This is a genomic window from Nocardioides baekrokdamisoli (assembly GCF_003945325.1).
Taxonomy (GTDB): domain Bacteria; phylum Actinomycetota; class Actinomycetes; order Propionibacteriales; family Nocardioidaceae; genus Nocardioides; species Nocardioides baekrokdamisoli.
This window is the reverse complement of sequence record NZ_AP019307.1, coordinates 2,102,283-2,128,300: the sequence shown is the minus strand read 5'-3', so window position 1 is coordinate 2,128,300 and position 26,018 is coordinate 2,102,283. Positions and strand designations below refer to the sequence as shown.

The following is a 26,018-nucleotide window of genomic DNA, read 5'->3' as shown; positions in this document are numbered from 1 at the left end:
CCTGAGCGTACGCGCGCCGATTCAGGCCCGGAAGTGCGTACGCGCGAACTCCAGCGCCTCCCGGAGTTCGGCTTCCCGACTCTCGCCGGGGGTCGCCTTGCGGGTGTTGATCTCGAGGACGATCTCGCCGGCGAAACCTGCCGCGGCGATGTGGCGGAGGAAGGCGTCGGCGCGCATGGTCCCGCGGCCCGGGATCAGGTGCTCGTCCTTGCCCGAACCTGTGCCGTCGGTCAGGTGGATGTGCCTCAAGCGCGAGCCGGCGCGATCGGCCATCTCGATGACATCGTCGCCGGCGATCGAGGCGTGCGAGAGGTCGATGGTGATGTTGGCGTAGTCACCGTGGGTCGGATCCCAGTCGGGGAGATACATCTCCATCTCCCGTTTGGCCGCGCGCCACGGATACATGTTCTCCACAGCGAAGGCGATCCCGGTCGACTCCTCGATGGCGGCGATCCCGTCCATGAAGCCGGTCGCGTACTCCTTCTGCCAACGGAACGGCGGGTGCACCACCACGACGTCGGCACCGACCTCATGGGCCATCTCGGCCGAGCGCTGCAGTTTGCCCCACGGCTCGGTGCCCCAGACGCGCTGGGTGAAGAGCAGGCACGGGGCGTGTACGGCCGTCACCGGGATGCCGTGGTGGTCAGCGAGCTGCTTGACCGCCGGGATGTTCTGGGAGAGCGAGTCGATCCCGACCATCACCTCGACGGCGTCGTACCCGATCTTCTTCGCGTACGCGAAGGCGTGGGCGGTGCCCTCCGGATAGACGCTGCTGGTCGAGAGGCCGACGCGGGCCATCAGCCCCTCCCCATCAGTCGTCCGCGCCCAGGAAGTCCAGCCGGGCGAGGATCACGCCCTCGCGAAGGGCCCACGGGCAGATCTCGAGTTCGTCGAGGGCGAAGATGTCGAGGATCGCCTCCGCGACGATCGCACCGGGGAGGATCTGGTGCGCCCGATCGGGGCTCACGCCGGGCAATTCAGCGATCTCGCTGTTGGACATCTCGACGAGCTTCGGGATCCAGGTACGCAGCTCCGCCAGCGGGATCGAACGCCGTACCCAGATGCCCTCGTCCGACGGTGCCGCCCCACAGATGCGGGCGATGCTCCGGAACGTCTTCGAGGTGGCCACGGCCCGGTCAGGTGCGCCGTAGCGCAGCAACTTCCCGGCGTCGGTGGCCAGCGTCGCCCGCAACTCGCGGCGCATGCTGCGTACGGCCTCCTGGGTGGCGCCGTCGGCGAAATACTGCCGCGCCAGCCGGGCCGCGCCGACCGGCAACGACCACGCGACATCGGGCGCCTCGTCCGAACCGCCGGCGATCTCCAGCGACCCTCCGCCGATGTCGAAGACGGCGAGGCGTCCGGCCGACCAGCCGAACCAACGACGTACGGCCAGGAAGGTCAGCCGCGCCTCGTCCTCGCCGGGCAGGATCTCGAGGTCGACACCGGTCTCCGCCTTGACCTCGGCGAGCACGTCGTCGCTGTTGACCGCATCGCGTACGGCGCTGGTCGCGAACGCGAGCATGTCCGCGCAGCCCTTGTCGTCGGCGACGACGACGGCTGCGCGAACGAAGCTGATCAGCTTGTCGATCCCCTCGCGGGTCACGGCACCGTCGTCGCCCAGGTGTTCGGCAAGCCGCAGCGGCTCCTTGTAGGAGTACGCCGGCAGCGGCGCGGCACCGTCATGAGCGTCGACCACGAGCAGATGCCCCGTGTTCGAACCGATGTCCAGGACGCTCAGACGCATGGCTCCACGGTACCGGCACGCGCCTTCCGCCATGAAACGCGATGCAGCCGTACGCTTCGGGGATGCCCGAGGTGTTGTTGCCCTTCCCCCGCGCGTGGCTCGAGTTCCCGAATCCCGATGACGAGGGCGAGGTCATACGCGCGGATCTGACGTGGCTGACGTCCTCGTACACCTGCATCTTCGGGTCGGGCTGCCGCGGCATCTATGCGACCTCGCCGAGCGTGGGCTGCTGCACCCTCGGTGCGCACTTCGCCGGCAAGGAGGACGAGGCCCGGACCGCCGGTTTCGTCGCGCAACTCACCCCGGAGAACTGGCAGTTCCACCCGGGCCGGAAGGTCAAGAAGGGCGACTGGATCGAGCTCGACGACGAGGGCGAACGGAAGACCCGGACGCACGAGGTCGACGGCGAACAGGGCTGCGTGTTCGCGAACCGGCCCGGGTTCGCGGGCGGCGCGGGTTGCGCGCTCCACGTCCTCGCGGGATCACTCGGGGTGAGTCACGTCGAGACCAAGCCGGATGTGTGCTGGCAGCTGCCGCTGCGCCGCGCGTTCCGGACCGTCGAGCGGGCGGACGAGACCTCGTACCTCGAGGTGACGATCACCGAGTACGAGCGGGCTGGGTGGGGCGCCGGAGGTCACGACTTCGACTGGTACTGCACCGCCAACACCGAGGCGCACATCGCGCCGTCGCCGGTCTACCTGACACATCGCGCGGAGCTGATCGCGATGATCGGTGCCGGTGCGTACGAGGAACTCGTCCAGCACTGCGACGAGCACGTACGCTCCGGCAGCCGACTGGCGATCCACCCGGCCTCACTCGCTGCCGACTAGCGGACGATCGTCTCCAGCGCGGCCCGGATCCGGGCCGGGATCGCAGTCGAGGTGCGGGACTCCCGCTCCACGAACACATGGACGAAGTGGCCGTTGGCGACGGCTTCGTCGGAGCCCTCGGCGAAGATCCCGATCCCGTAGGTGACCGCGCGGTTGCCGAGTTTGTCGACGCGTACGCCCGCACGGAGCTGGTCGGGGAACGCCACCGGAGCGTGATAGCTGCAGGCGGACTCCACGATCAGCCCGATCACGTCGGCGCCGTGGATGTCGAGGCCGCCTCGCTCGATCAGGAAGGTGTTCGCGGCGGTGTCGAAGTAGGAGTAGTAGGTGACGTTGTTGACATGCCCGTAGACGTCGTTGTCCATCCACCGTGTGGTGATGTCAATGACGTACGGGTAGTCCTCGATGCTCGGTCGGGTCACGAATTCACTCCTACCAACAACTCAGTGCGGCCCGGAAATACTCGGCCAACTCGGGTTCGCCGACCGACAGCGGGGCGTTGTCGAGCAGGCGCCGCTGCGGGGCGGAGCCCTCGACCAGAGCCGGGATGTCCGCCTCGGTGTAGCCGACACCGACCAGCCCATTCGGCGCCCCGATGTCGCGCATCAGATCGGTGACGGCCGCGGCCAGCGCCTCGCCGACTTCGTCCGGCCCCACAGTCGCCATGTCGGCAGCGCCAAGCGCCTCCGCTGCAGCCAGATGACGGACAGGCGATGTGTGAGCCGTGGCTCTGAAGACCGCGGGAGCATTGACGGCCACCGCGAACCCGTGCGGCACCAGCGGCGCGCCCTGCGGGTAGCCCTCGGGGCAGTAGTCCCGCACCCGACCGGCGACGGCGTACGCCATCGCGTGCGGGACGTGCACGCCCGCGTTGCCGAATGCGATCCCGGCGAGAGTCGCGGCCCACATCATCTGGTGTCGCGCGTACTCGTCCCCGGCCACGGCGTCCCGGAGGTTGGCGCCGATGACCCGCAGGGCCTGTTCGGCACCGACATCACTCCACGGGTTCGCACCCTGGCTTGCCAGCCGCGCGGTCACCGGCGACGGCGCCGGCCGCGACGTGTACGGACGGGCCGTCAGGGACTCGACCGCGTGGCAGAGCACATCCAGACCGCTCGCGGCGACGACCGCCGGAGGCAGGGTCGCAGTGACCCGCGGATCGATGACCGCCTCGGTCGGACGAAGTCGGGGCGAGGACATGCCGGTCTTGGCGTGCTTGCTCAACAGATCGAAGATCGCGATCCCGGTGACCTCGGAGCCGGTGCCGCTGGTGGTGGGGCAGGCAATGTGGGGCCGGATGGGTGCGGCGACGGCTCTGCCGCCGCCGAGCGGTACGTTCACGTAGTCCGCGAGTTCGCCCGGTTGGCTGGCGAGCAGATCGGCGATCTTCGCGGTGTCGATCACCGAACCGCCGCCGACCGACACGTACGCGTCCGGTCGCGTCTCGCGAGCCCAGGCCACTGCGTCAAGCACGGACTCGTCGGTCGGCTCGACGCCGACGGCGTCATAGGTGACGACGTCAAAACCGGCGTCGCGCAACGAGGCGGCCACCTCACCGGGCCAGGCGTGGGCCGCCACGACGGGATCGGTCATCAGCGCGACCCGCGCGCCGGCGCGTACGTGTGCCGCCATCCGCGGACCGACCTCGGCCAGCGCACCCGCACCGAACGTAACTCGGGAGGCATCGACGGTGAACGCGGTCTCGCACATGGTCTCGGATGTTACTCACGGGGAGCCGTTCAGCGGGACGACGTGGCATCCAAAAGTGTCTCGATGTCGAGACACTGTGACCCCCGTGCACGCCCGGAAACGGGACATGTTCAGAATCAGTTATGCGACTGGACCACATCTCGTACGCGGCCGGACCTGACGGTCTGGACAAGACGGCCAAGCGGCTCGGGGATCTCCTCGGGATGCCGTTCCAGGATGGCGGCATTCACCCGCGCTTCGGGACCGAGAACAAGATCCTGCCTCTGCGCGGCGGTCTCTATCTCGAAGTCGTGGCGGCGCTGGAGCACCCGGCCTCGGACAAGGCGCCCTTCGGCCAGGCAGTGAAGGCCCGCACGGCACTCGGCGGCGGCTGGATGGCGTGGGTCCTGGCGACCGGCAACATGCAGAAGCAGGAGGAGCGCCTGGGGCGCAAGGCGGTGGACGCCAGCCGCAAACTGCCTGATGGTTCGCTGCTTGAGTGGAAGCAGATCGGCATCAACGACCTGATCGCCGACCCGCAGTTGCCGTACTTCCTGCACTGGGTTTCCCCGTTCGAGATGCACCCGGGCAACGCCGGCTCCGACATCACCCTGGAAGCCCTCGAGATCTCCGGTGACCCGCAGCGCGTACGCGACTTCATGGGCGACGAGCTCGACGAGCGCATCGACTACTACACCGGCCAGCCCGCTGAGGACGTCAAGATCCAGTGGACTGCCGAGCACGGCACCCCGGGACTCGTGGCTGCGCAGTTCCGTACGCCCGACGGCCTGGTGCGCATCTGACCTCTCGGCTTCGATCCGCCTCCCAGCGGCGTGCCGAGCGAGACTCGAGTGGTGTGATGTCAAGGAGTCCGGCGCGAAGGCAGGCTGGTGGCCTGCCGAGCGACGGCGACGCAGACAGCGCACCGGTCGAGTCGCGTTCGGTAGCCGCTGGGAGGCGGATCGAAGCCTTTCAGCCGCGGCGCTCTCCCAACATCTGGGATCACCCCGGGACGTACGAGATCGAGAACCGCGCGGCCGATCCGGACGGAGCCCTCTGGGCGGCGATGTCGTCGATCGCCTCCTGGGCTGATCGGGACGTCCTCGACCTCGGCTGCGGCACCGGGTTCCATCTGCCCCTGTTCGCCTCGACCGCTCGGTCGGTCGTCGGTGTCGAGCCCAATCCTGATCTGGTCGCCCTCGCCCGACGGCGTACGCGCCGACTCGCGTCCGTCGACGTCATCGAAGGACTGGCCGAGCAACTCCCGCTCGCCGACGCGTCGGTCGACGTCGTGCACGCACGGTGGGCGTACTTCTTCGGCCCCGGCAGCGAACCCGGGCTGACTGAACTCGACCGGGTGATCGCCCCCGGCGGCACCGCCCTGATCATCGACAACGATCCGACCCGGTCGACCTTCGGGCGATGGTTCGCCGAGGGCTTCCCCACGGTCGACGCGGCCGCGGTCGAGTCGTTCTGGGCGGAGCGCGGCTGGGCACGTGAGCAGGTCGACATGGGATGGCGCTTCGAGTCGCGTGAGGATCTGGAGGCGGTCGTACGCCTGGAACTCCCCCCGACCGTCGCAGAAGCCGCTCTGGTCGACCACCCCGGGCTGGCGGTCGACTACGCCGTCAATCTGTGGTGGAAGCGGTTCTGAGCGCTACTCGATGTCGTGCAGTTCCTTGTCCGAGTCCTCGTGCCTGGCGCCACGACCAACCGTCCAGATCGCGTAGAGCACGACCAGGATCATCAGGGCCGGGAACCCGAAGGAGCCGAGCAACCAACTGCCGGTGAAGAATCCGACGACGGCGACGGCCGCCGCGACGCCTGCGACGACCAGACCGATTCCGACGATCGCCTCGACGGAGTAGGCGATCCGATGGTGTTCTGCCGGGTGGCCTGGCCCGGCGACCGCGTGAGTTCTCGTCACCACAGCACCCTCCTCAGAGTCTGGCGGCGCCGGTGCTCGCTGATGCGCAGCGTCCCCCGCCGCACTTCCATTCTGCGTCGGTTTCGGCGTTCGGGCCAGTGCACAGGCTCTGAGGCTTCGGGGCCCGGTCGGCGAAACTGTCAGGGGCGGGTCGTACGGTGATCCGCATGGCCACCGCAAAGCGTCCAAGAGCGATGTTCCGCTGCGGCGAATGCGGCTGGGAAGCAGCCAAATGGGTCGGCCGATGCGGCGAGTGCCAGGTCTGGGGATCGGTCGCCGAGGTCGGTGCGCCGGCGCTGCGGGTGGCGCCCGGAGCGGTGACGACCAAGGCGGTTCCGATCGGTGACGTGGCTGTGGAGGCCGCAACGTCCGTATCGAGCGGGGTGTCCGAGCTCGACCGGGTCCTGGGCGGGGGCCTCGTCCCCGGAGCAGTCATTCTCCTGGCCGGCGAGCCCGGCGTCGGCAAGTCCACCCTGCTGCTCGAGGTGGCTGCCCAGACCGCACGATCAGGACGCAGGACGCTGTATGTGAGCGGCGAGGAGTCGGCCTCGCAGGTCCGTCTGCGGGCGGACCGTACCGGTGCCGTCGAGGCGGAGCTCTATCTGGCGGCCGAGACTGACCTCGGCGCGGTGCTGACCCACATCGAGGACACGCAGCCCGCGTTGCTGGTGATCGACTCCGTGCAGACGATCGGCACCAGCGACTCCGACGGCGTGCCCGGCGGAGTCAGCCAGGTGAAGGAGGTCGCTGCCGCGCTCGTACGCACCGCGAAGACTCACAACATCACCACGATCCTCGTCGGTCACGTCACCAAGGACGGCTCGATCGCCGGCCCGCGCGTGCTCGAGCACATCGTGGACGTCGTGCTGAACTTCGAGGGTTCGCGCGAGTCACGTCTGCGGATGGTGCGCTCGATGAAGAACAGGTTCGGCCCGGTGGATGAGGTCGGGTGCTTCGATCTGTCCTCCGACGGCATCGTGCCCGTCACCGACCCGACCGGCTTGTTCCTGGAGGCACGGACCATCCCTGTATCAGGGACGTGCGTGGCCGTCACGATGGAGGGGCGTCGACCACTCGTGGCCGAGGTCCAGGCTCTCGTCTCCGCTCAGGAGACCGAGAAGCCGCGGCGTGCCACCTCCGGACTCGACAGCTCCCGCCTGGCGCTGATCCTGGCCGTGCTGCAACGCGATCGGCGTCTGCGGCTCAGTTCGCGCGACGTGTTCGCAGCCACCGTCGGCGGGATGAGGCTCCTCGATCCGGCCGCCGACCTGGCGGTGGCCATCGCCCTCGCCAGCTCGTTCAGCGAAGTTGCGGTCCCCACAGGCGTCGTGGCGATCGGCGAGCTCGGCCTGGCCGGCCAGTTGCGGCGCGTACGCGACATCAACGCGCGGCTGGATGAGGCAGCCCGACTGGGCTTCACGCACGCCATCGTTCCGGCCGACACCAACAGCTCACTGAAGAAGCGCCCCGGGCTGGAGATCCTTGAGGCGTTCTCGCTGCCGGATGTCCTCGACGCACTGCGCTTCCGACAGTAGGGAAACTCTGGGGACGCGGCCCTGATCGTGCCCGTACACTTCGGGCGTGGTTACGGACCGGGCCGAGGAGCAGGTACGCCTGCGCGAGACGCTGGCGTTGATCGCTCCGGGCACCCCCCTGCGAGACGCCTTCGAGCGCATCCTTCGCGGACGTACTGGCGCGCTTGTCGTGCTGGGTCGCGACGCCACGGTGGACGACATCTCCACCGGCGGCTTCGAACTGGACGTGCCGTTCACCTCCACTGGTCTGCGCGAGCTCGCGAAGATGGACGGCGCCATCATCGTCGACTCCAACAAGAACCAGATCGTCCGCGCCGCCGTCCACCTGATGCCGGATCACACGATCCCTTCGGACGAGACCGGCACCCGCCACCGCACCGCGGACCGCGTCGCCAAGCAGACCGGCTTCCCGGTCATCTCGGTGTCGCAGTCGATGCAGATCATTGCTGCCTATGTCGGCGAGACGCGTCACGTACTCGAGGATTCCGGCCGGATCCTGTCCCGCGCCAACCAGGCGATCGCAACCCTCGAGCGCTACAAGCTGCGTCTCGACGAGGTCGCGGCGACCCTGTCGGCACTCGAGGTCGAGGACCTGGTGACGGTCCGCGACGTCGCCGTCGTCCTCCAACGGCTCGAGATGGTCACCCGCATCGCACGCGAGGTCGAGGACTACGTGCTCGAGCTCGGCACTGACGGACGCCTGGTCTCGCTGCAGCTCGAGGAACTCATCACCGGCGTCGACGCCGAACGAGAGCTGATCATCCGGGACTACCTCCCGCGTACCCGCAAGAAGCGCGGCGCCACCGAGGTACTCGATGAACTGGACGCACTCTCGGGTCCCGAGCTGGTCGACCCGACCAACATCGCCCAGATCATGGGGCTGGCGACCACCGAGTTGCTCGACGGCGCAGTCGCGCCGCGCGGGTTCCGACTGCTGGCGAAGGTGCCGCGTCTGCCGGGTGCTGTCGTGGACCGACTCGTCGACCACTTCGGAACCCTCCAGAAGCTGCTGAGCGCGTCAATCGACGACCTGCAGCTGGTGGACGGCGTCGGCGAGCTGCGGGCCCGCTCGGTACGCGAGGGACTCAGCCGACTCGCCGAGTCGACGATCCTCGAGCGCTACGTCTGAGGATGACGCCAGGCCGCTAGAAGGTCTGGACTGCCGTCGGCGTTGGCGAGCCGGTCGGCTTCGCGGTGCCCTTCGGCTTGGCCTTGCCCGTGCCGGTCGGCGTCGGCGACGCGGTCGGTGACGTCACGGGCTGCACCAACGGAACACCAGGAGCGACCATCGTCAACCGGGTCGCCGAGGACGGGTTGCCTCCGAGGGCAGCGGCCTGCACGTGATAGACGCCGGGCCTCGCCCACGGGTTCTGTTGGCCGCAGCCGCCCGCTTGGCTCGATGCCTGCCCGTCCCAGGTGGCCAGGGTGAGGGTGATGGGAGTCCCCTGACGAAGGGTCACGGTCTGCTCCTTGACCGCAGTCGGGCAATTGGCCGTACTCCAGAACGATGGCGTCCTGGCCAGGCTGATGGTGGCCTGGACGCTGCCGTGGGTCACCCGCCAGGTGCACTCCGGGTTCTGCCTGGTGAAGGCCTGAACCGTCAGGGCCACCGGCCCGTTGACATGCGCCATGGCGGCGACCGGTCTGAGTACGATGTCGCCGGCATCGCAGCGACCGCCGGCAGGGACCGACGACACCGAGATCGTCGGGGTGTCATCGGCCTCCGCGGAAGCGCTCACACTGGCAGAGGCCTGGGCGGCCGCGTTCGAATGACTGCCGGTCAACGCACTCACGGCAGCGATGGCGAGCCAGACGAGCAGGACCACGACGGCGACGGCACCCAGAGCAACGACGAGCCGCCGGCGGCGGTAGACGGCGGGCGTGGGACGGCGGGTCATCGGACCACTACCGATCGAGGAGAATCGGCCTCGTGTCCACGCTGCATGCGCCGATCCTACGGTGGTACGACCGCCACCAGCGGGACCTCCCGTGGCGTTCCGCAGATGCCTCGGCGTGGGGCGTACTCGTCAGCGAGGTGATGCTGCAGCAGACTCCGGTGGCACGCGTGCTACCGGTGTGGGCGGCCTGGATGGAGCGCTGGCCGACCCCTGCAGCGCTGGCCGCGGAACCCACTGGCGAAGCCATCCGGATGTGGGGACGACTCGGCTACCCCCGTCGCGCCCTACGGCTGCACGCAGCCGCGACCGCAATCGAGGAACGCTTCGACGGACGTGTTCCGGACACGTACGAGGAACTCCTGAGCCTCCCGGGCGTCGGCGACTACACGGCGGCCGCCGTCGCCTCCTTCGCGTACGGTGCGCGCCATGTCGTCCTCGACACGAATGTCCGGAGGGTGCTCGCGCGTACCGTCGCGGGTCACGAGTTCGCCGGGGCCAGCGTGACGGCGGCCGAGCGCCGGCTTGCCGAGGCGGTGTTGCCGACCGAGGACGCCCCGCTCTGGGCGGTGGCGTCGATGGAACTGGGTGCACTTGTCTGCACGGCCGCGAACCCCCGATGCGGGGCGTGCCCGGTCGCGGATCAATGTGCCTGGCGGCTGGCCGGGTCGCCCGCGTACGACGGACCCCCACGACGTGGTCAGGCCTGGGCAGGAACCGATCGGCAGTGTCGCGGGCGGTTGATGGCAGTCCTGCGCGACGCTGACGGCCCGGTGCACCGCACCGTGCTCGACGGAGCATGGGCGGATGCCGAACAGCGGGAACGGGCACTGGCCGGACTGATGTCCGACGCGCTCGTCGAGCAGGTCGGACCGGATACGTACGCCCTCCCCGGCTGAGCCTCAGCGCCAACTGCGGACAAGCGCCAGTTCTCAGGCCGCCCGATCGGGCACGGTTCCACAGTTGGTGCGGAGGTCCGTCCGCCGAATGCCGAAGGGGCCGGATCCCGCAGGATCCGACCCCTTCAATGACTCAGACGATCAACTCGCGTCTGCGGGCGACTCCTCGCCGCCACCGGCGACCTCGAGGGGCGGAACGTCCGGGACGGCTTCGTGCTTCTGGCCGACGAACGTGAACGTCGCGGTCGCGCCTTCACCCTCGACATCCACCAACACAATCTGGCCCGGGCCGACCTCGCCGAAGAGCATCTTCTCGGCAAGGCTGTCCTCGATCTCGCGCTGAACCGTACGTCGCAGCGGGCGAGCACCCAGGACCGGATCGAAGCCACGCTCGGCGAGCAGCGCCTTCGCTGCAGGCGTGAGCTCCAGACCCATGTCGCGATCCTTGAGTCGCTTGTCGACCGACGCAACCATGTTGTCGACCATCGCCACGATCTGCTCCTGCGTCAGCGGCGGGAACACGATGATCTCGTCGACACGGTTGAGGAACTCCGGCCGGAAATGCTGCTTCAGCTCCTCGGTCACCTTGCCCTTCATCCGCTCGTACGACCCTGCCGCGTCGCCGCTCTGGTTGAAGCCCAGGTGGACCGACTTGGCGATGTCGCGGGTACCGAGGTTCGTGGTCATGATGATCACGGTGTTCTTGAAGTCCACGACGCGACCCTGCGAGTCGGTGAGGCGACCTTCCTCGAGGATCTGCAGCAGGCTGTTGAAGATGTCCGGGTGGGCCTTCTCGACCTCGTCGAACAGGACGACCGAGAACGGCTTGCGGCGCACCTTCTCGGTGAGCTGACCGCCCTCTTCGTAGCCGACGTAACCCGGAGGCGAGCCGAACAGCCGCGACGCGGTGTGCTTCTCGCCGTACTCGGACATGTCGAGCTGGATCAGCGCGTCCTCGTCACCGAACAGGAACTCGGCGAGCGTCTTGGACAGCCACGTCTTACCGACACCCGACGGGCCGGCGAAGATGAACGAGCCGCCCGGGCGCCTCGGGTCCTTCAGACCTGCACGCGTACGCCGGATCGCCCGCGACAGAGCCTTGACGGCCTCGTCCTGACCGATGACGCGCTTGTGGAGTTCGTCCTCCATCTTGAGCAGACGGGTGGACTCCTCCTCAGAGAGCTTCACGATCGGAATGCCGGTCGCGACCGCCAGCACCTCGGCGATGAGTTCCTCGTCGACTTCGGCGACCACGTCGAGGTCACCCTCGCGCCAGGCCTTCTCACGCTCATCCTTGGCGTTGATGAGCTGCTTCTCCTCGTCACGCAGACGAGCGGCAGCTTCGAAGTCCTGGCCATCGATAGCCGCTTCCTTGCGCTGGCGTACGTCCTCGATCTTGCCGTCGAACTCGCGCAGGTCGGCTGGCGCAGTCATCCGCCGGATCCGCAGCCGCGAACCCGCCTCGTCGATCAGGTCGATCGCCTTGTCCGGAAGGAACCGGTCGCTGATGTAGCGGTCGGCGAGCGTCGCTGCGGAGACCAGCGCCTCATCGGTGATGGTCACGCGGTGGTGCGCCTCGTACCGGTCGCGGATGCCCTTCAGCATCAGGATCGTGTCGGCGACCGACGGCTCCGGCACCTGGATCGGCTGGAAGCGACGCTCGAGCGCCGCGTCCTTCTCGAGGTACTTGCGGTACTCATCGAGGGTCGTCGCACCGATCGTCTGCAGCTCTCCACGAGCCAGCATCGGCTTCAGGATCGAGGCGGCGTCGATCGCACCCTCGGCCGCGCCGGCGCCGACGAGCGTGTGGATCTCGTCGATGAAGAGCACGACGTCGCCGCGTGACTTGATCTCCTTGAGCACCTTCTTGAGGCGCTCCTCGAAGTCACCGCGGTAGCGGCTTCCTGCCACCAACGCACCGAGGTCGAGCGTGTAGATCTGCTTGTCCTTGAGCGTCTCGGGCACGTTGCCCTTGACGATGTCCTGCGCCAGACCCTCGACCACGGACGTCTTGCCGACGCCGGGCTCACCGATCAGGACAGGGTTGTTCTTCGTACGCCGCGACAGCACCTGCATCACACGCTCGATCTGCTGCTCGCGACCGATGATCGGGTCCAGCTTGCCCTCGCGAGCGTCCTGGGTCAGGTTGCGGCCGAACTGGTCGAGCACGAGGCTCGTCGACGCGTTCTGCTCCGGAGCACCGCTGGTCGACGGCTGCTGGCCCTGACCGTTCGCGCCCTCCTTGCCCTGAAAACCCGAGAGCAACTGGATGACCTGCTGACGTACGCGGTTGAGGTCGGCGCCGAGCTTCTGCAGGACCTGGGCCGCGACTCCCTCACCCTCGCGGATCAGGCCGAGCAGGATGTGCTCGGTCCCGATGTAGGAGTGGCCGAGCTGCAGCGCCTCGCGCAGGGACAGCTCGAGCACCTTCTTGGCGCGCGGAGTGAACGGGATGTGCCCGGCAGGCGCCTGCTGGCCCTGGCCGATGATCTCCTCGACCTGGGCGCGTACGGCCTCAAGCGAGATGTCGAGCGACTCCAGTGCCTTGGCTGCGACTCCCTCGCCCTCGTGGATGAGGCCGAGAAGGATGTGCTCCGTCCCGATGTAGTTGTGCGAGAGCATGCGGGCCTCTTCCTGGGCCAGCACAACGACTCGACGAGCTCGGTCGGTAAACCGCTCGAACATGGGCACGCTCCTCAAACTGCGGGTCCGGACCGCTCCGTGCGGAGGAATCCGTCAGGTACTTCAACCCTTGGCACAGCCTAGACGTTCCCGCCGACAGGTTTCGGGGCGTGCGCTCAGAGCGAACAGGTCGCCGGGATGAGGTCGCTCACGGATGACGTACTGCGACGAGTCCATTCTCGTACGCGTAGACGACGGCATGGACGCGATCGCGAAGCCCCAGCTTGCGGAGGATCTCCGCGACGTGTGATTTCACGGTCTCAACCCCGATCTGGAGAGATTCTGCGATCTCCGCATTCGATCGCCCCGCGGCGAGTTCAAGGAACACCTCGTGCTCCCGACGGCTGAGGCTCGCGACTGCTTCGACCAAGGCAGTCGACTGTGACGCATCGGCCCTGCCGTCGGTGTCAGCGGCCGCCTGCACCGCCTCACGTTTCCTGAGCGCACGCCCGACGCGCCGCCGGAAGATGACGGCGATGACGGCGATCACCGAGGTCGCCACCACATAGCCGACCACAAGACTCACATCCACCGGGCCAGAACCCCACGCGTCGATCCGTGCGCCGTACGGCACGATCATCTCGCTCCTGCCGACCGCCACGCTGAGCACCGGGGCGAGCGCGGCAAGGGCGATCAGGACCGCGGTTCGCGGGCGACTCCAACTCGCGACGACTGCGATGACCATGAGCGCCACATAGATCACGAAGGGCCACTGGTGCTCCGCCATCACGCCCAGAACCAGGGGAGCCGACGCCAGCAGCGCGCCGACAACCGGCCAACGCACTGCGAGCAGTGGCGCAGCGGCAAGTCCGACCGCCCACAGCGCGAGCAACCCGTGAGCGAACGCCGCGGCCTCGGTGTTGTTGGCACTCCAGAACGGCGCCCATGGCGTCGCGCGCTCCGCCAGGTACAGCACTGCTCCCGCCAGTGCCGCCAACACCACGTACGGAACTGGCACAGACGTGAAGTACTCCCTGATCGCCCTCATGGGACTCATCCTCACCTGCACGGGACGCGTACGACCACCCACTGGCGAGCGATTTCGCCTCCCCCGAGCGAGGGATCCTGCCCAGAAATCAGCACCGCCCCGCGGGACAATCCCTGCGGGGCGGTGCTGACTGAGTTCAACGATCAGCGCTGAGCAGCCTCGTACGCCGCCTTGACCTCCGAGGAGACGCGGCCGCGCTCCGGGACCTTGTGGCCGTTGGCGCGGGCCCATTCGCGGATCGCGCGAGCGTCCGAGGAGCCAGTCGGGCGACGGGAACTGCTGGTGCGACGGGTGGAGGAGGAGCTGACCCGGCGGGCGTGACCGACGTAGCCGGCGAGCGCCTCACGCAGGGCAGCGGCGTTGGCCGCGGAGAGGTCGAGTTCGTACGAGGTGCCGTCGAGAGCGAAGGACACCGTCTCGTCGGCGGCCGATCCATCCAGATCGTCCACGAGTTCAATACTGACGCGCTGAGCCATTTGCATTCCTTACCGAGACAAAGGCCGACAATTTCATCGACCCGTCCAGTTTGTCACACGAAATGATTATCCGGAATTGCGTCTGAAAATCAGTTCGAGGCCCTGAAGGCCGAGATGCGGAACATGTGCGGTGAATGACGTGCACAATTCGCGGGCGACATCGGCGAGATATCCGGTGGAGATCACCGTGACGACATCCGGTTCGGCGCCGAGTTCTGTGATGAGGCGCGCGACCAGCCCGTCGACCTGGGCCGCGACGCCGTACACCAGGCCAGCCTGCACCGCCTCGACCGTGTTCTTGCCGAGTACGCCGCGCGGCTTGGCGATCTCGACCCGACGCAGTTGGGCGCCCGCACGCGACAGCGCTTCGGCGGCAACCTCGATGCCCGGGGCGATGATCCCGCCCACGTACGCCCCGCTGGCGGCCACCACGTCGAACGTCGTCGCGGTCCCGCCGAAATCGACCACGATCGCGGGGCCGCCGTAGCGAACCGACGCCGCCAACGCGTTTGCGATCCGGTCGGTGCCGACCTCACGCGGATTGTCCACCTGGATCGGCAGACCCGTGCGTACGCCGGGCTCCAGGATCACCGAGGGAATCGAAGCGAAGTGCCGGTGCAACATGGTCCGCCACTCGGCGAGCACCGCAGGCACGGTTGCGCACACCACCACGCCCTCGACCCCGGCGAGTTCGTCGCCGATGAGACCGCGCAGAAGCACCGCCCATTCATCACTCGTACGCCGCTGGTCGGTCCGCACCTGCCAGTAACCATGCACCTCGCCGTCATCGACAATCCCGAGGACGGTGTGCGAATTCCCGACGTCTACTGCGAGAACTCCCATGTCAGCCGTCCTGCAAATCAAGGCCGATGTCGAAAACCTTCACCGAATGCGTGAGCGCGCCGACAGAAATCCAGTCGACACCGGTCGCGGCGACGCCCCGAGCGCGTTCGAGTGTCAGACCACCGCTGGCCTCCAGGGTCGCCCGGCCGGCGGTGATCGCGACCGCCTCGGTCATCTGCGCGTCCGTCATGTTGTCGAGCATGATCCGCTCGCAGCCGACCTCGAGGAGCTCACGCAACTCCTGCAGGGTGCCGACCTCGACCTCGATCGGCAGGTCTGGCCACATCGCCTTCACCGCGTTGTACGCCGGCACGACTCCCCCGGCGGCCACCACATGGTTGTCCTTGACCAGCGCCATGTCGGCCAGGGACATCCGGTGGTTGTGACCACCGCCCGCACGGACGGCGTACTTCTCCAGGGCGCGGTAGTTCGGCAGGGTCTTGCGGGTGTCCAACACCTTGGCGTTGGTCCCGGCGAGGGCTTCGACCCACTTCGCGGTGGCCGTGGCGACGCCGGAGAGATGGCTCGCATAGTTCAGGGCGGTCCGCTCGGCCGTCAGCAGACCGCGGGTCGGGCCGGCCACCTCCATCACGACGTCGTCCGGATTCACGACGGCACCCTCGGGCAGCCGGTGGGTCACCGTGACGGTGTCACCCATGACGTAGTGGAACACCAGCTCCGCCACCGCCAGGCCCGCCACCACACCGGGCTCGCGAGCCGCAAACACTCCGCGCCCGCGCGCATCCGCCGAGATCGTCGCCACCGAGGTGACATCGACGTCGCCGTCGTGCGGCAGATCTTCGCGCAGCGCGTCCGCAATGTCGGCGTACAGATCATGAGGGTCCAGACCGGCCTCCATGATCTCCGCGATCAGCGAGGCCGGGAGTTCGTCGTACGGCGTCATCGGGTCTCCTCGTACGTCACGGTCAGTTCGCCATCGCGCAGCACGGAGTCGAAGTGACCCGACCAGTGCTCATCGTCGCGCTCCGGGAAGTCCTCACGCCAGTGCGAGCCGCGGGTCTCCCGGCGCTGGAGGGCAGCGGTCGCCAGGGCCGCGGAGAGGGACAGCAGGTTCGTGTTCTCCCAGGCGGTCGGCGTGGCCACGTCGTGGGATTCGGCTGCCATCTCGTTGAGTTCGTCGACAGCCACCGACAGTCCGGCGGCAGTCCGCAACACACCTGCCTGGGCACTCATCAACTCCTGCAGGCGCGGGCGTACGTCGGCGGCGGCGATGCCCGCCGGACGCCGGTCGATCGTCTCCTCGGGCAGGTCGCGGAGTTCGCCCGGGAGGACCTCGGCGATGCGCCGCGAGAAGACGAGGCCTTCGAGCAGTGAGTTGGACGCCAGCCGGTTGGCTCCGTGGACGCCGCTGCAGGCAACCTCGCCGGTGGCGTACAGCCCCGGGACGTCGGTGCGGCCGAAGAGGTCCGTACGCACTCCGCCGGAGGCGTAGTGGCACGCGGGCGCCACCGGGATCAGGTCGCGCACCGGGTCGACGCCATGGGAGCGGCAGGACGCGAGGATGCCGGGGAACCGGCGCTCCCAGAACTCCGCACCGAGGTGGCGCGCGTCCAGCCACATGTTCGGGTGCCCGCTGGCGAGCATCGCGGACTGGATCGCCTTCGCCACGATGTCGCGCGGGGCCAGATCACCCAGTTCGTGGACGCCGTCCATGATCCGCTTGCCGTCCCAGTCCACCAGGAACGCGCCCTCGCCGCGTACGGCCTCGGAGATGAGTGGCTGTTGACCGCGTGAGTCCGGGCCGAGGTACATCACGGTCGGGTGGAACTGGACGAATTCCAGATCGCGCAGGGTCGCACCGGCACGGAGTGCGATCGCCATCCCATCAGCGGTCGACACCGCAGGATTGGTGGTCTGGGAGAAGACCTGGCCGAGTCCGCCGGAGGCAAGGATCACCGCACGCGTACGCACCAGGCCCACGCCATCAGGAAGGCCGACGCCGTTGGCGTGGATCGTCAGGCCGGCGATGCCACCGTCAGCGGACGGCACGAGGTCGACCACCATGGCGTGCTCGTAAACGGCGATGTCAGATGCACGGCGGATCGCCTCGATGAGCGCGCGCTGGATCTCCGCGCCCGTGGCATCGCCGTGGGCATGGGCGATCCGGTCGCGGTGATGGCCGCCTTCGCGGGTGAGCGACAGGTTGCCCTCGGGGTCGTGGTCGAACAGGGCCCCCCACTCGATCAGCTCCTGGACCGCGGCCGGCCCCTCATTGACCAGGACATGCACCGCAGCCGGATCGCAGGCTCCCGCCCCCGCAACCAACGTGTCGGCCTCGTGCTGATCAGGGGTGTCACCGTCGCCGAGAGCGGCCGCGATGCCGCCTTGGGCCCACTGCGTGGAACCCGCAGCGAGCACGTCCTTGGTGACGACGGCGATCCGCTCGACCTGACCACGCAGTCGGAGCGCAGCGGTCAGACCGGCGATGCCGGAGCCGACGATGACGACATCGGCCCACTCGGTCCAGCCGGGCTCGCGCGCGACGAGTCGGCCGGGGAGGATGCGCACCATGTGAGGAGTATCTGACGAAGGAGCTGGCGCGACGTCAGCGGTAGTCGGCTGCGCCGGTCAGAAGATCCGCGTACGCCTCGGTCGGGTCGATGCCGAGGTGGACGATCTTGTTGTCGCTGTCGACGAAGACGACGTGCGGCTCGAGTTCCTTCGCCTCCTGGGTCGTCACCTGTGCGTACGCGATCAGGATGACGATGTCGCCGGGGTGGACGAGGTGGGCGGCGGCACCGTTGATGCCGATCACGCCGGAGCCGCGCGGGCCCGCGATCGTGTACGTCTCCAGTCGCGCGCCGTTGGTGACGTCGACGATGTGGACCAGCTCGCCGGCCAGCAGATCGGCGGCGTCGAGCAGGTCCTCGTCGACCGTGACGGAGCCGACGTAATGCAGGTCGGCCTGAGTCACCGTCGCGCGGTGGATCTTGGACTTCATCATGGTTCGCAGCACGTCAACCTCCGATGGTGAGTGAAACGTTGTCGATCAAGCGGGTTGTTCCCACTCGAGCAGCTATGAGCATCCGGCCTTCGCCAGGTACGGGTTGGGACAGGTCCTTCGCGGTCACGACGAGGTAGTCCGGGGCGATCCCGACCTCCGCCAGGACAGCGCTGGCGGCCTTCCCGGCGGCCTCGGCGCCACCGGCCGCCGCGGCCTGACCGGCGCGAAGCGCCCTGCTCAGGCTGGCAGCCACCTGGCGGTCCGTGGGGCTCAGGTAGACGTTGCGGCTCGAGAGCGCCAACCCGTCCGGCTCGCGCTCGGTGGGAGCACCGACGATGTCGATCGGCATGTTGAGGTCCTGAGCCATCCGGCGGATCAGGGCCAACTGCTGGTAGTCCTTCTCGCCGAAGATGGCGACATCGGGCTGGACAAGTCCGAACAGTTTCGCGACGACGGTCAGGACACCGCCGAAGTGGCCCTCGCGTACGGCACCCTCAAGGATGTCGGCGAGCGGCCCCGGAGTGATGCGTACCTGCGGCTCACCCCCCGGGTAGACATCATCGACAGCCGGGGCGAACACGGCGTCGACGCCTTCGCGCTCGCACACCTTGAGGTCGGCCTCGAGCGTGCGCGGGTACCGGTCCAGATCCTCCCCGGCGCCGAACTGCAACGGGTTCACGAAGATCGAGACGATCACGATGCCGTCTGCGCCGACGCGCTCGCGGGCGAGTTTCATCAGGCTGGCATGGCCGTTGTGCAGTGCGCCCATCGTCGGGACGAAGGCGATGCGCTGGTCGCGCGACGCGGCACGGAAGGTGCGTACGTCGGCGGTGCTCGAGAGCAACGTCGGCAGCGTCACTGGCGGACCTCCGCCTGGATCCGGCGGCGCCCGCCGTCCCGCGGTTCGCTTGAGGTGTGTCCTGACGAGGCGGAGGGCCGAAGGCGGGCCGGCGGCCCGTCGAGGCCCGACAACGAAGGCAGGGCGCGGCTCAAGCGAGCCACGGCCGGCGTGGCGCCGCCGGATCCAGGCGCGGCCTCGATGAGGTCGGACTCGGTCGGCTGGGCCTGCGTGTGGTCGCTGAGGATCCGGGCGATCTTCGCGGCACGGATCGGCAGGAGGCGGCCGTCGGTGACGACCCGGCTCATCGTGGCCTTCGCCAGGGCCACGTACGAGGAGACCGTCTGGGGGGCGTGCTCCTCCAACTCGGTCAGGTGGGCGCTGATCGTACCGGCGTCGCCGCGCACCATCGGTCCGGTGAGGGCGGCGTCACCCTTCTCGAGTGCGTTCTCGAGGGCGGCCGTCAGCAGCGGTCGCAGGGTGCCGGCCGGGTCGGTGGCGCCGGCGGCGCTGAGGATCTCCATCGCCTCGGTCACCAGCGTGACCAGGTGGTTCGAGCCGTGGGCGAGAGCTGCGTGATACAGCGTCCGCGCGCTCTCCTCGACCCACATCGGTCGAGCGCCGAGATCGGCGACCAAGCCCTCGGCGAACTCGCGTACGCCCTCCTCCGCGGTCAGTCCGATGACGCACTCCGGGAGACGGGCGAGGTCGAGTTCGGTGCCGGTGAAGGTGAGAGCCGGGTGGAACGCGATGGTCGTGGCACCGGCCTTTCGGGCGGGCTCAAGGACGGCGAGGCCGTGGCGACCCGAGGTATGGATGACGATCTGACCCGGGCGGATGGCGCCGCTGTCGGCCAGTACGGTCACGAGGTTGGCGAGCATGTCGTCGGGGACGGTGAGGAACAGGACGTCCGCGGACTTGGCAACGGCGGTCGGCTTCTTGATCGGCACACCCGGGAGCAAGGCAGCCGCGCGCGTACGCGATGCGGAGGACTCACCGGCGATGGCAACGATCTCGTGCCCAGCCTGCGCAAAACCGGCAGCGAGGACCGCGCCGACGCGGCCTGCTCCGATCACCCCGATACGGGTCATCTGACTCATCCTTTTCGTTCCAGTCCACCAGGGGTACCGGACTACTCATTGACTACTGACGATCGTACGCGGGCGGCGTGACGAGCGGGAATCGGCGGCGGCCGTGGGGTTGGTCACACTCGGCCTGACGGATGTCGGGTTTCGACCTGACGGATGCCGGGTTTCGGCCCGACGGATGTCGGGTTTCGGCGTCAGCCCCGTCGGCGGAGACGTGCGCGGACGCGGTCAGCGACGGAGCGTCGCGGTTCGGGGTAGCGGACCTCGGGGAAAAGGGGCATCCCGGGCTCGTCGAACCACGGATGGATCAGCAGGTCGTCCCTGATCGGCGCCTCGGTGAGCGTCGGGAGCCATTCGAAGAGTGCAATCAGGTCGGCGCGACGGTCCTGGCTGGCGAGCCACCCCATCAGTCGCTCGTGCGGCGGGATCATCGCCTCGGTGAAGGCGATCCGATCGCCACCCCAGAACTCCCGGAACGCAGACACCAGCAGGTCCCAGAACTCGTCGGAGCAGTCGTGCGCCGCCTCGCAGTACTCCCACATGTCGACCGGCAGGATCTCGGTCTCCAACACCCGGGTGACATCGGCGTTGCCGTACGCCTCGACGAGCTCGAGGGTCATCCGCTTGGTGTTGATCCGCTCCTGCAAGTTGGCCAGGGTCTTGCGGGTCTGGGTGGCCGAGTTCTCGGACGGCCGGTGGCGCCACTCGTACACGATCTCGTCGATGACGTCGAAGGCGGACGCCTTGAGGTAGGCATCGGTGAGGGCGACCTGATCCTGGTAGCGCGTGCGGGGCGGGAAGATGATCCCGGCCTCCCGCCAGAAGTCGGTGACGAAGATCTTGTTCCAGACGAAGACGTCGGTGAGCATCAACGGCACCGACTCGATCGTCTGTCGGCGGCCGGTCAGTCGCTGAGTCCGGATCATCGACGGCGTCTGATAACGCCGGTCCCCCTCGAGCCGCTCCACAGCGCCGACGACGAAGTCCGAGCCGGACGCTCGCAGCGTCGAGAACATCGTCGACCAGGCGTCCGGCGGCAAGACGTCGTCCGGGTCGACGAACGTCAGATAGGGCGTGCGTACGCGCTCGAGCGCGGTGTTGCGCGCGATCGAGACGCCTGAGTTCGGCTGCTCGAAGAACTCGAAGTTCGCGCGGCCCTCCGCGTACTCCCGGGCCAGTTCGGCCGATCCGTCCGTGGACCCGTCGTCGACGATGATCACATGGACGCCCTCGAACGGCTGCGCCACGATCGAGTCGAGGCATTCGACCAGATAGTCCACGACGTTGAAGACGGGGACGATCACGCTCAACACGGGCTGGCCCTCGACGAGCTCAGGCACCGATCGTCGAGCCTGTCGAGACGGTGTCATTGACCCTGCCGTTGCCGCCAGCTCGCGACCGCATCCTCGAGCAGGACCGCAGCCCGAGCGTCGAAGGAGTGCTCGCGGGCGATGACCTCAGCCGCCGCACGACGCTCAGCGTCCGTCCCGAAGATCTCGTCTCGGTTCTCAGCGCGTACCAGTGCTTCGAGTTCGTCGGCGTTGGTGGCGACCTGGACGGACGGACCGAAGATCTCGCGAAGTCCGACCACGTCATCGGTGATCACCCGAGCACCTGCGGCGACGGCATCGAAGAGGCGGTTGGAGATGAAGCCCTCCTCGCGCATGTCGTCCCAGTGATCGTTGAGCAGGATGCCGGCCGACCGGTACGCGGCGCCGACCGCGTCGTTCGCCATGAAGTCCGACCGGACGACTCCCGGCGGTACGAACTGGTCCCAGTCCTTGCCGATCACACTGACACCGAGATTGCGGTCGACCGAATCCATGACCATCGGCCGGGCCTGGTTGCGCGAGCTGCCGAGGAACAGCAACGGGTAGCCCGTGTCCGGCTCAGCGACATCCGGGTTGAAACGGCTGGGATCGGTGGCCTGCAGGAGCGGGATCACCGGGCGTCCCCACTGGGCCGCCAGCTTCGGGGCGTACGCACTCGAGGCGACGTAGATCCGGTCCCAACCGAGACCGTCGGACTCGGACACCATCTCCGGGTGGGAGATCACCCACATCATCGAGACCTGGCCGGGGACCGGGAAGTACGGAGCGAGCCCGCGCAGCAACAGGACGACGTCATCGTGCCGCGCCGACTCCCGCATGAACTCGGGCCGGTAGTCGATGATCACGTCCTGGCCGAGGCGCTCGAGCGACTCCGCGAGGTGCTGGGCGTAGTACGTGTCGCCCCAGTGGACGCCCTCGGGGCCGTACGGGGCCGGGTTCTTGATCGCCCAGCGCAGCCGCGGAGCAGGCTCGGTGACAGATGCGCGGACCGTACGCTCCACAACCGGCTCGAGGACGTTGACCCGGTTGTCCTCCGACGCCCGCTGCCGGATCGCACGACCCGTCACGGTGTAGCCAGCCGCGGCCCAGACGCGTTGATCATCGACCGGAAGGCGGCCGACCCAGCGCTCCAGGAAGACCTTGCGGTTGACCAGCGAATGCGTGAAGCGACCCGGCGTACGCGACTCCAGGTGGATCACCCGGGAATCCGGCAGAAGGCGGCAGCCACCGGGACGCAGCTCAGCCAGGCGCAGGCACAGGTCGACGTCCTCCATGCCGTTGCGGAAGACCGCGTCGAAGCCGCGTACCTGCACCAGATCGGCGTAGCGGCCGGCGAGGGCTGCACCCGTGAGGGCGCTGAGGTCGACGCCGGCGAGTCCGGCGGCGTCCTCGGTCGGGTAGCCCTGCAGCACGGCATGCGGAGGCGAGTCCGTCGCGGAGAACGCGACACCCGCCGACTGGATCGCACCCGTGTCATAGATGAGCAGACTCTGCGCGGCGAGGACCTGCGGGTCCTTCAGCGCCTCGCGGATCGGATCGAGCCAGCCCTCGAAGACCAGGGTGTCGTTGTTGAGGAAGACCACGGTGGAGCCGGCGGCCTCGGCCAGGGCGACGTTGTTGCCGAGCGCGAAACCGTAGTTCTCAGGCAGGCTGATCACCCGGACCTGATCGCGCTGCTCCATGAGGGCGAGCAGCGGTACGGCGACCTCCGGGGTGCAGCCGTTGTCGACGACCAGGATCTCGATCCGGTCGCCCGCGGCCTCAGAGGCCCGGATGCAGGACCACACTGCGTCGGTCGTCATGGAGAGGTCCGCGTACGTGGGGATGATGATCGTGACGACGTCGTCGTCGGTCGTCCGCTCGCCTGCGGCAGCCCAGTCGATCAGGACGTCATTGAGCACCTCGTCGTGATGACCGAGGACGTCGTTGTGGTCCAACCACGGCTTGAGACCGGGGCGTACGACCAGACGCTGCTTGCGGGCCGCGCCGTCGAACCGCATCCCGAGCGCCGGCACGAAGGCCCCCTCACCGGTGCGCGCCAGATCAGCCAGCAATTGCTCGGCGGCGGCACCGTGGCGTGCCGGGTTGAAGCCACCGACCTGGGCGAACACCTGTCGGTCGACGATGAACGCACCGAGTTCGATCGGAGCGCCATGGATGATCGCCTCCGGCGCGTACGCCCTGCGCAGGAACCGGCCGGCGCCCGAGGTGTTCTCGGCGACGTCATGTCCCCACCGGCCGGCGGGAACGGCCGCAGCCAGAAGGGCCAGGCGGCCGCCCTCCCACGTGTCCGACTCGTCCGGGAAGACGACCCAGTCGCCGGTGGCGGCAGCCGCACCGGCGTTGCGCGCCGCCCATGGGCCGTCAGCCCGCTCGAGGACTCGCACCGCCGATGCAAGATCTGGCAGGACGATGTCCGACGCCGGAACCACGATGACCTCGACGTCGACGCCGGTCTGGGCGGACGCCTGCGCGATCATCGACGCGACCGCGGACGGGTCGTACTGCGCTGCGATGACCACCGAGACGGTGCCGGCTATCTGACCGGTCGCCGCGTACCCGGTGGGCAACTCGGGTCCCCACCAACCGAGGGGACGCGCCCGAGCGGCGCGGTAGTCGTCCACCCTGCTCCACAGCCAGTCGACGAGCCCTCGGGGCTGCTCGTACGGAATCCGTGGGAGCCACCAGTTCACCTTGGCGCCGAGCGGCGCACCGAACTCCAGGTAGTGGCCGATCGGGCCGGCGGAGTGATCGAGCGCGAGCGGGTTGCGCTCGATGTAGCTGATCGGGAAGAGCGGATGGGTCGGACTGCCCCAGAAGCGCCCACGGATGTAGCGGAGGAAGGGGTCGACACCCGCCATCGTGAGCTCGGGGGATCGCTCCTCGAAGTAGCGACCGTCGAACAGCGGGTTCGGTGTGAGGCCGCGCGCGAGTCCGTGCCGCAGATAGTCCGCGGCAGCCCCGCGGCGGGTGAAGGACGTGCCCGCGACGTGGTTGTACCAGTCGTGGTCGAACAGGCGGGAGTCCGTCAGCGTGGTCACGTCGCGGTACGGCGCGATCGTCTTCTTCAGGATGCGCTTGCCCTTGAAGGCCGCCCGCCAGGCGACCTCCTTGTCGAGGTCAGCCACGGCGCCGGCGGACCTCACCCAGAGCCCGGCGTACCACCTTGCGCGCCAGCGTGCGCGACGTGTAGCCGACCAGGTCGCGCGTCGGCACGTTCATGATCGCCTTGTCGGCCTGCTGGCGGGCGTAGTCGCGCTCGAGGCGGTACGACTCGGCCAGCGCCTCGGCGTCCTTCACCTGCTGACGCAACTCGCGGATCTCGCCCTCGAGATCCATGAACTGGTGGGCCAGGTCTGCGCTGTGAGCGTGGTCTTCGTCGGTCAAGGCTTCATCCTTCGAACTGTCCAGGGCGGCTGCGAGCAGGTCGGGGAAGACCGCATGCGGCACCAGGGCGTGGAGGTACGTCATCAGCGACGTGTCCTTGGTGTAGGTCTCGTGGTCATTCTCCAGCGCGTCGCGCAACGGGAGGCGGGTCACGAACGAGTGACGCAAACGGCCGGCCTGCCACCGGCGGTAATCCATCATCCCGTGGTGGTTCGGGCTCGGGGTGAGGTCCGGGTTGGCGTCGTACGCGGCGCCGGCATTGGTGACCTTGCGCTCGAACTGCTCCCAGGACCGCCACGGGAGATGCAGGACCTCCATCTCGAAGCCCTCGGGCACCTCCCCTGCGACGGCGAGGTCGGTGAAGTGGTTGCCCTGGACGACACTCACGCTGGGGTCACCACGGTGCAGGCAGTTCGGGGTGGGTTGCGAGTTGATCCCGACAGACTTGAGCTCGTCCTCGGTGCGATGGTCCCGGTAGACCAGCCGGTCGATCCCGGAGCCCCGCTGAGCGGGGACGCCGACGTAGTTGGTCACCGGGGCATAGAACGACACCGCCGTACGCGACATCGCCTCGAAGCATTGCTTGATGGTCTTCGTGCGATCGATCGGGAAGAGGAACTCGTCCGCATCGGCATTGATCACCCAGTCGGCGGCGAATTCCGTACGCGCCCGGCGAGCCATCGCCGTGACCAGGGAACTCTGCTGCTTGCGCTGCACCGGGTCGTGGGCGAGCACGATCAAGCCCTTGTCCGCATAGCCCTGCAGGATCTCCGCGGTGCCGTCGACGGAACCGTTGTCAGTGACCAGAAGGACGTCAACGCCCTGCGCGAGATGGAACTCGAGCATCGGAACAATGATGTCGGCCTCATCCCGGACCATCATCGTGAGCGCGATTTTCACG

Annotated in this window: 24 protein-coding genes; 6 read left to right on the top strand and 18 right to left on the bottom strand. The window is 68.1% G+C overall.

Going from position 1 to position 26,018, the window contains the following annotated elements; genetic code table 11:
* Window positions 1-21: 21 nt before the first annotated feature.
* The gene (locus KCTC_RS10390; RefSeq protein WP_125569208.1) at window positions 22-798 is read right to left on the bottom strand and encodes a sugar phosphate isomerase/epimerase family protein; all 777 of its coding nucleotides are present in this window, start codon (window positions 796-798) and stop codon (window positions 22-24) included.
* Between the two features lie 13 nt (window positions 799-811).
* On the bottom strand, window positions 812-1,744 hold the full coding sequence (locus tag KCTC_RS10385) for a Ppx/GppA phosphatase family protein (protein WP_125569207.1): 933 nt from the start codon (window positions 1,742-1,744) through the stop codon (window positions 812-814).
* 62 nt (window positions 1,745-1,806) lie between these two features.
* Here KCTC_RS10385 and KCTC_RS10380 point away from each other — a divergent pair, with 62 nt between their 5' ends.
* On the top strand, window positions 1,807-2,574 hold the full coding sequence (locus KCTC_RS10380) for a hypothetical protein (RefSeq protein ID WP_125569206.1): 768 nt from the start codon (window positions 1,807-1,809) through the stop codon (window positions 2,572-2,574).
* On the opposite strand, the gene KCTC_RS10375 is transcribed toward KCTC_RS10380, so the two are convergent.
* The gene (locus tag KCTC_RS10375) at window positions 2,571-2,996 is read right to left on the bottom strand and encodes an acyl-CoA thioesterase (RefSeq protein ID WP_231998686.1); all 426 of its coding nucleotides are present in this window, start codon (window positions 2,994-2,996) and stop codon (window positions 2,571-2,573) included. The two genes, KCTC_RS10380 and KCTC_RS10375, sit on opposite strands and share 4 nt — an antisense overlap.
* Before the next feature lie 10 nt (window positions 2,997-3,006).
* Window positions 3,007-4,284, bottom strand: coding sequence for a hydroxyacid-oxoacid transhydrogenase (locus tag KCTC_RS10370; RefSeq protein ID WP_125569205.1), 1,278 nt, complete (start codon window positions 4,282-4,284; stop codon window positions 3,007-3,009).
* 122 nt (window positions 4,285-4,406) lie between these two features.
* Between KCTC_RS10370 and KCTC_RS10365 the strand changes: the two genes are divergently transcribed.
* Together KCTC_RS10365 and KCTC_RS10360 are read left to right on the top strand one after the other, a co-directional pair.
* Entirely contained in the window at window positions 4,407-5,066 is a 660-nt protein-coding gene (locus KCTC_RS10365; protein ID WP_125569204.1) for a VOC family protein, read from the top strand.
* 56 nt (window positions 5,067-5,122) lie between these two features.
* A complete protein-coding gene (locus KCTC_RS10360; RefSeq protein ID WP_125569203.1) occupies window positions 5,123-5,917 on the top strand; it encodes a class I SAM-dependent methyltransferase in 795 nt (264 codons plus the stop codon).
* Window positions 5,918-5,920: 3 nt separating this feature from the next.
* On the opposite strand, the gene KCTC_RS10355 is transcribed toward KCTC_RS10360, so the two are convergent.
* Window positions 5,921-6,190, bottom strand: coding sequence for a hypothetical protein (locus KCTC_RS10355; protein ID WP_125569202.1), 270 nt, complete (start codon window positions 6,188-6,190; stop codon window positions 5,921-5,923).
* Window positions 6,191-6,357: 167 nt separating this feature from the next.
* On the opposite strand from KCTC_RS10355, the gene radA reads away from it, so the two are divergent.
* Window positions 6,358-7,725 (top strand): DNA repair protein RadA, encoded by a 1,368-nt coding sequence (radA, locus tag KCTC_RS10350; protein WP_125569201.1) that lies wholly within the window; start codon window positions 6,358-6,360, stop codon window positions 7,723-7,725.
* Window positions 7,726-7,771: 46 nt separating this feature from the next.
* A complete protein-coding gene (gene disA / locus KCTC_RS10345) occupies window positions 7,772-8,854 on the top strand; it encodes a DNA integrity scanning diadenylate cyclase DisA (protein WP_125569200.1) in 1,083 nt (360 codons plus the stop codon).
* A 16-nt stretch (window positions 8,855-8,870) separates the two neighbouring features.
* On the opposite strand, the gene KCTC_RS10340 is transcribed toward disA, so the two are convergent.
* Entirely contained in the window at window positions 8,871-9,623 is a 753-nt protein-coding gene (locus KCTC_RS10340) for a hypothetical protein (RefSeq protein WP_125569199.1), read from the bottom strand.
* Window positions 9,624-9,655: 32 nt separating this feature from the next.
* On the opposite strand from KCTC_RS10340, the gene KCTC_RS10335 reads away from it, so the two are divergent.
* On the top strand, window positions 9,656-10,519 hold the full coding sequence (locus KCTC_RS10335) for an HhH-GPD family protein (RefSeq protein WP_125569198.1): 864 nt from the start codon (window positions 9,656-9,658) through the stop codon (window positions 10,517-10,519).
* A 141-nt stretch (window positions 10,520-10,660) separates the two neighbouring features.
* On the opposite strand, the gene KCTC_RS10330 is transcribed toward KCTC_RS10335, so the two are convergent.
* From KCTC_RS10330 to KCTC_RS10275, 12 genes are all read right to left on the bottom strand, one after another.
* Complete coding sequence (locus KCTC_RS10330; RefSeq protein ID WP_125569197.1) at window positions 10,661-13,204, bottom strand: ATP-dependent Clp protease ATP-binding subunit; 2,544 nt, start codon at window positions 13,202-13,204, stop codon at window positions 10,661-10,663.
* Window positions 13,205-13,349: 145 nt separating this feature from the next.
* Window positions 13,350-14,189, bottom strand: a complete 840-nt coding sequence (locus KCTC_RS10325; protein WP_231998685.1) for a helix-turn-helix transcriptional regulator — start codon at window positions 14,187-14,189, stop codon at window positions 13,350-13,352.
* A 143-nt stretch (window positions 14,190-14,332) separates the two neighbouring features.
* Window positions 14,333-14,665, bottom strand: coding sequence for a histone-like nucleoid-structuring protein Lsr2 (locus KCTC_RS10320; RefSeq protein WP_125569196.1), 333 nt, complete (start codon window positions 14,663-14,665; stop codon window positions 14,333-14,335).
* 66 nt (window positions 14,666-14,731) lie between these two features.
* Window positions 14,732-15,508, bottom strand: coding sequence for a type III pantothenate kinase (locus KCTC_RS10315; protein ID WP_125569195.1), 777 nt, complete (start codon window positions 15,506-15,508; stop codon window positions 14,732-14,734).
* Window position 15,509: 1 nt separating this feature from the next.
* Window positions 15,510-16,412, bottom strand: a complete 903-nt coding sequence (gene nadC, locus KCTC_RS10310; RefSeq protein ID WP_125569194.1) for a carboxylating nicotinate-nucleotide diphosphorylase — start codon at window positions 16,410-16,412, stop codon at window positions 15,510-15,512.
* On the bottom strand, window positions 16,409-18,040 hold the full coding sequence (locus tag KCTC_RS10305) for an L-aspartate oxidase (protein ID WP_125569193.1): 1,632 nt from the start codon (window positions 18,038-18,040) through the stop codon (window positions 16,409-16,411). Before KCTC_RS10305 ends, nadC begins: the two co-directional genes overlap by 4 nt.
* A 34-nt stretch (window positions 18,041-18,074) precedes the next feature.
* Window positions 18,075-18,485, bottom strand: a complete 411-nt coding sequence (panD, locus tag KCTC_RS10300) for an aspartate 1-decarboxylase (protein ID WP_125569192.1) — start codon at window positions 18,483-18,485, stop codon at window positions 18,075-18,077.
* A gap of 1 nt (window position 18,486) precedes the next feature.
* Window positions 18,487-19,332 carry a pantoate--beta-alanine ligase gene (gene panC, locus KCTC_RS10295; protein WP_197715176.1) on the bottom strand — a complete coding sequence of 282 codons (846 nt, stop codon included), beginning with the start codon at window positions 19,330-19,332 and terminating at the stop codon, window positions 18,487-18,489.
* A complete protein-coding gene (locus tag KCTC_RS10290; protein WP_125569191.1) occupies window positions 19,329-20,402 on the bottom strand; it encodes a Rossmann-like and DUF2520 domain-containing protein in 1,074 nt (357 codons plus the stop codon). The genes panC and KCTC_RS10290 overlap by 4 nt, the downstream gene beginning before the upstream one ends.
* A 191-nt stretch (window positions 20,403-20,593) precedes the next feature.
* A complete protein-coding gene (locus KCTC_RS10285) occupies window positions 20,594-21,739 on the bottom strand; it encodes a glycosyltransferase family 2 protein (protein ID WP_231998684.1) in 1,146 nt (381 codons plus the stop codon).
* 26 nt (window positions 21,740-21,765) lie between these two features.
* Window positions 21,766-24,858: a glycosyltransferase gene (locus KCTC_RS10280; protein ID WP_125569189.1), complete on the bottom strand. Its 3,093-nt coding sequence runs from the start codon at window positions 24,856-24,858 to the stop codon at window positions 21,766-21,768.
* Window positions 24,851-26,017, bottom strand: coding sequence for a glycosyltransferase family 2 protein (locus KCTC_RS10275; protein WP_231998683.1), 1,167 nt, complete (start codon window positions 26,015-26,017; stop codon window positions 24,851-24,853). Before KCTC_RS10275 ends, KCTC_RS10280 begins: the two co-directional genes overlap by 8 nt.
* Between the last annotated feature and the right edge of the window lies 1 nt (window position 26,018).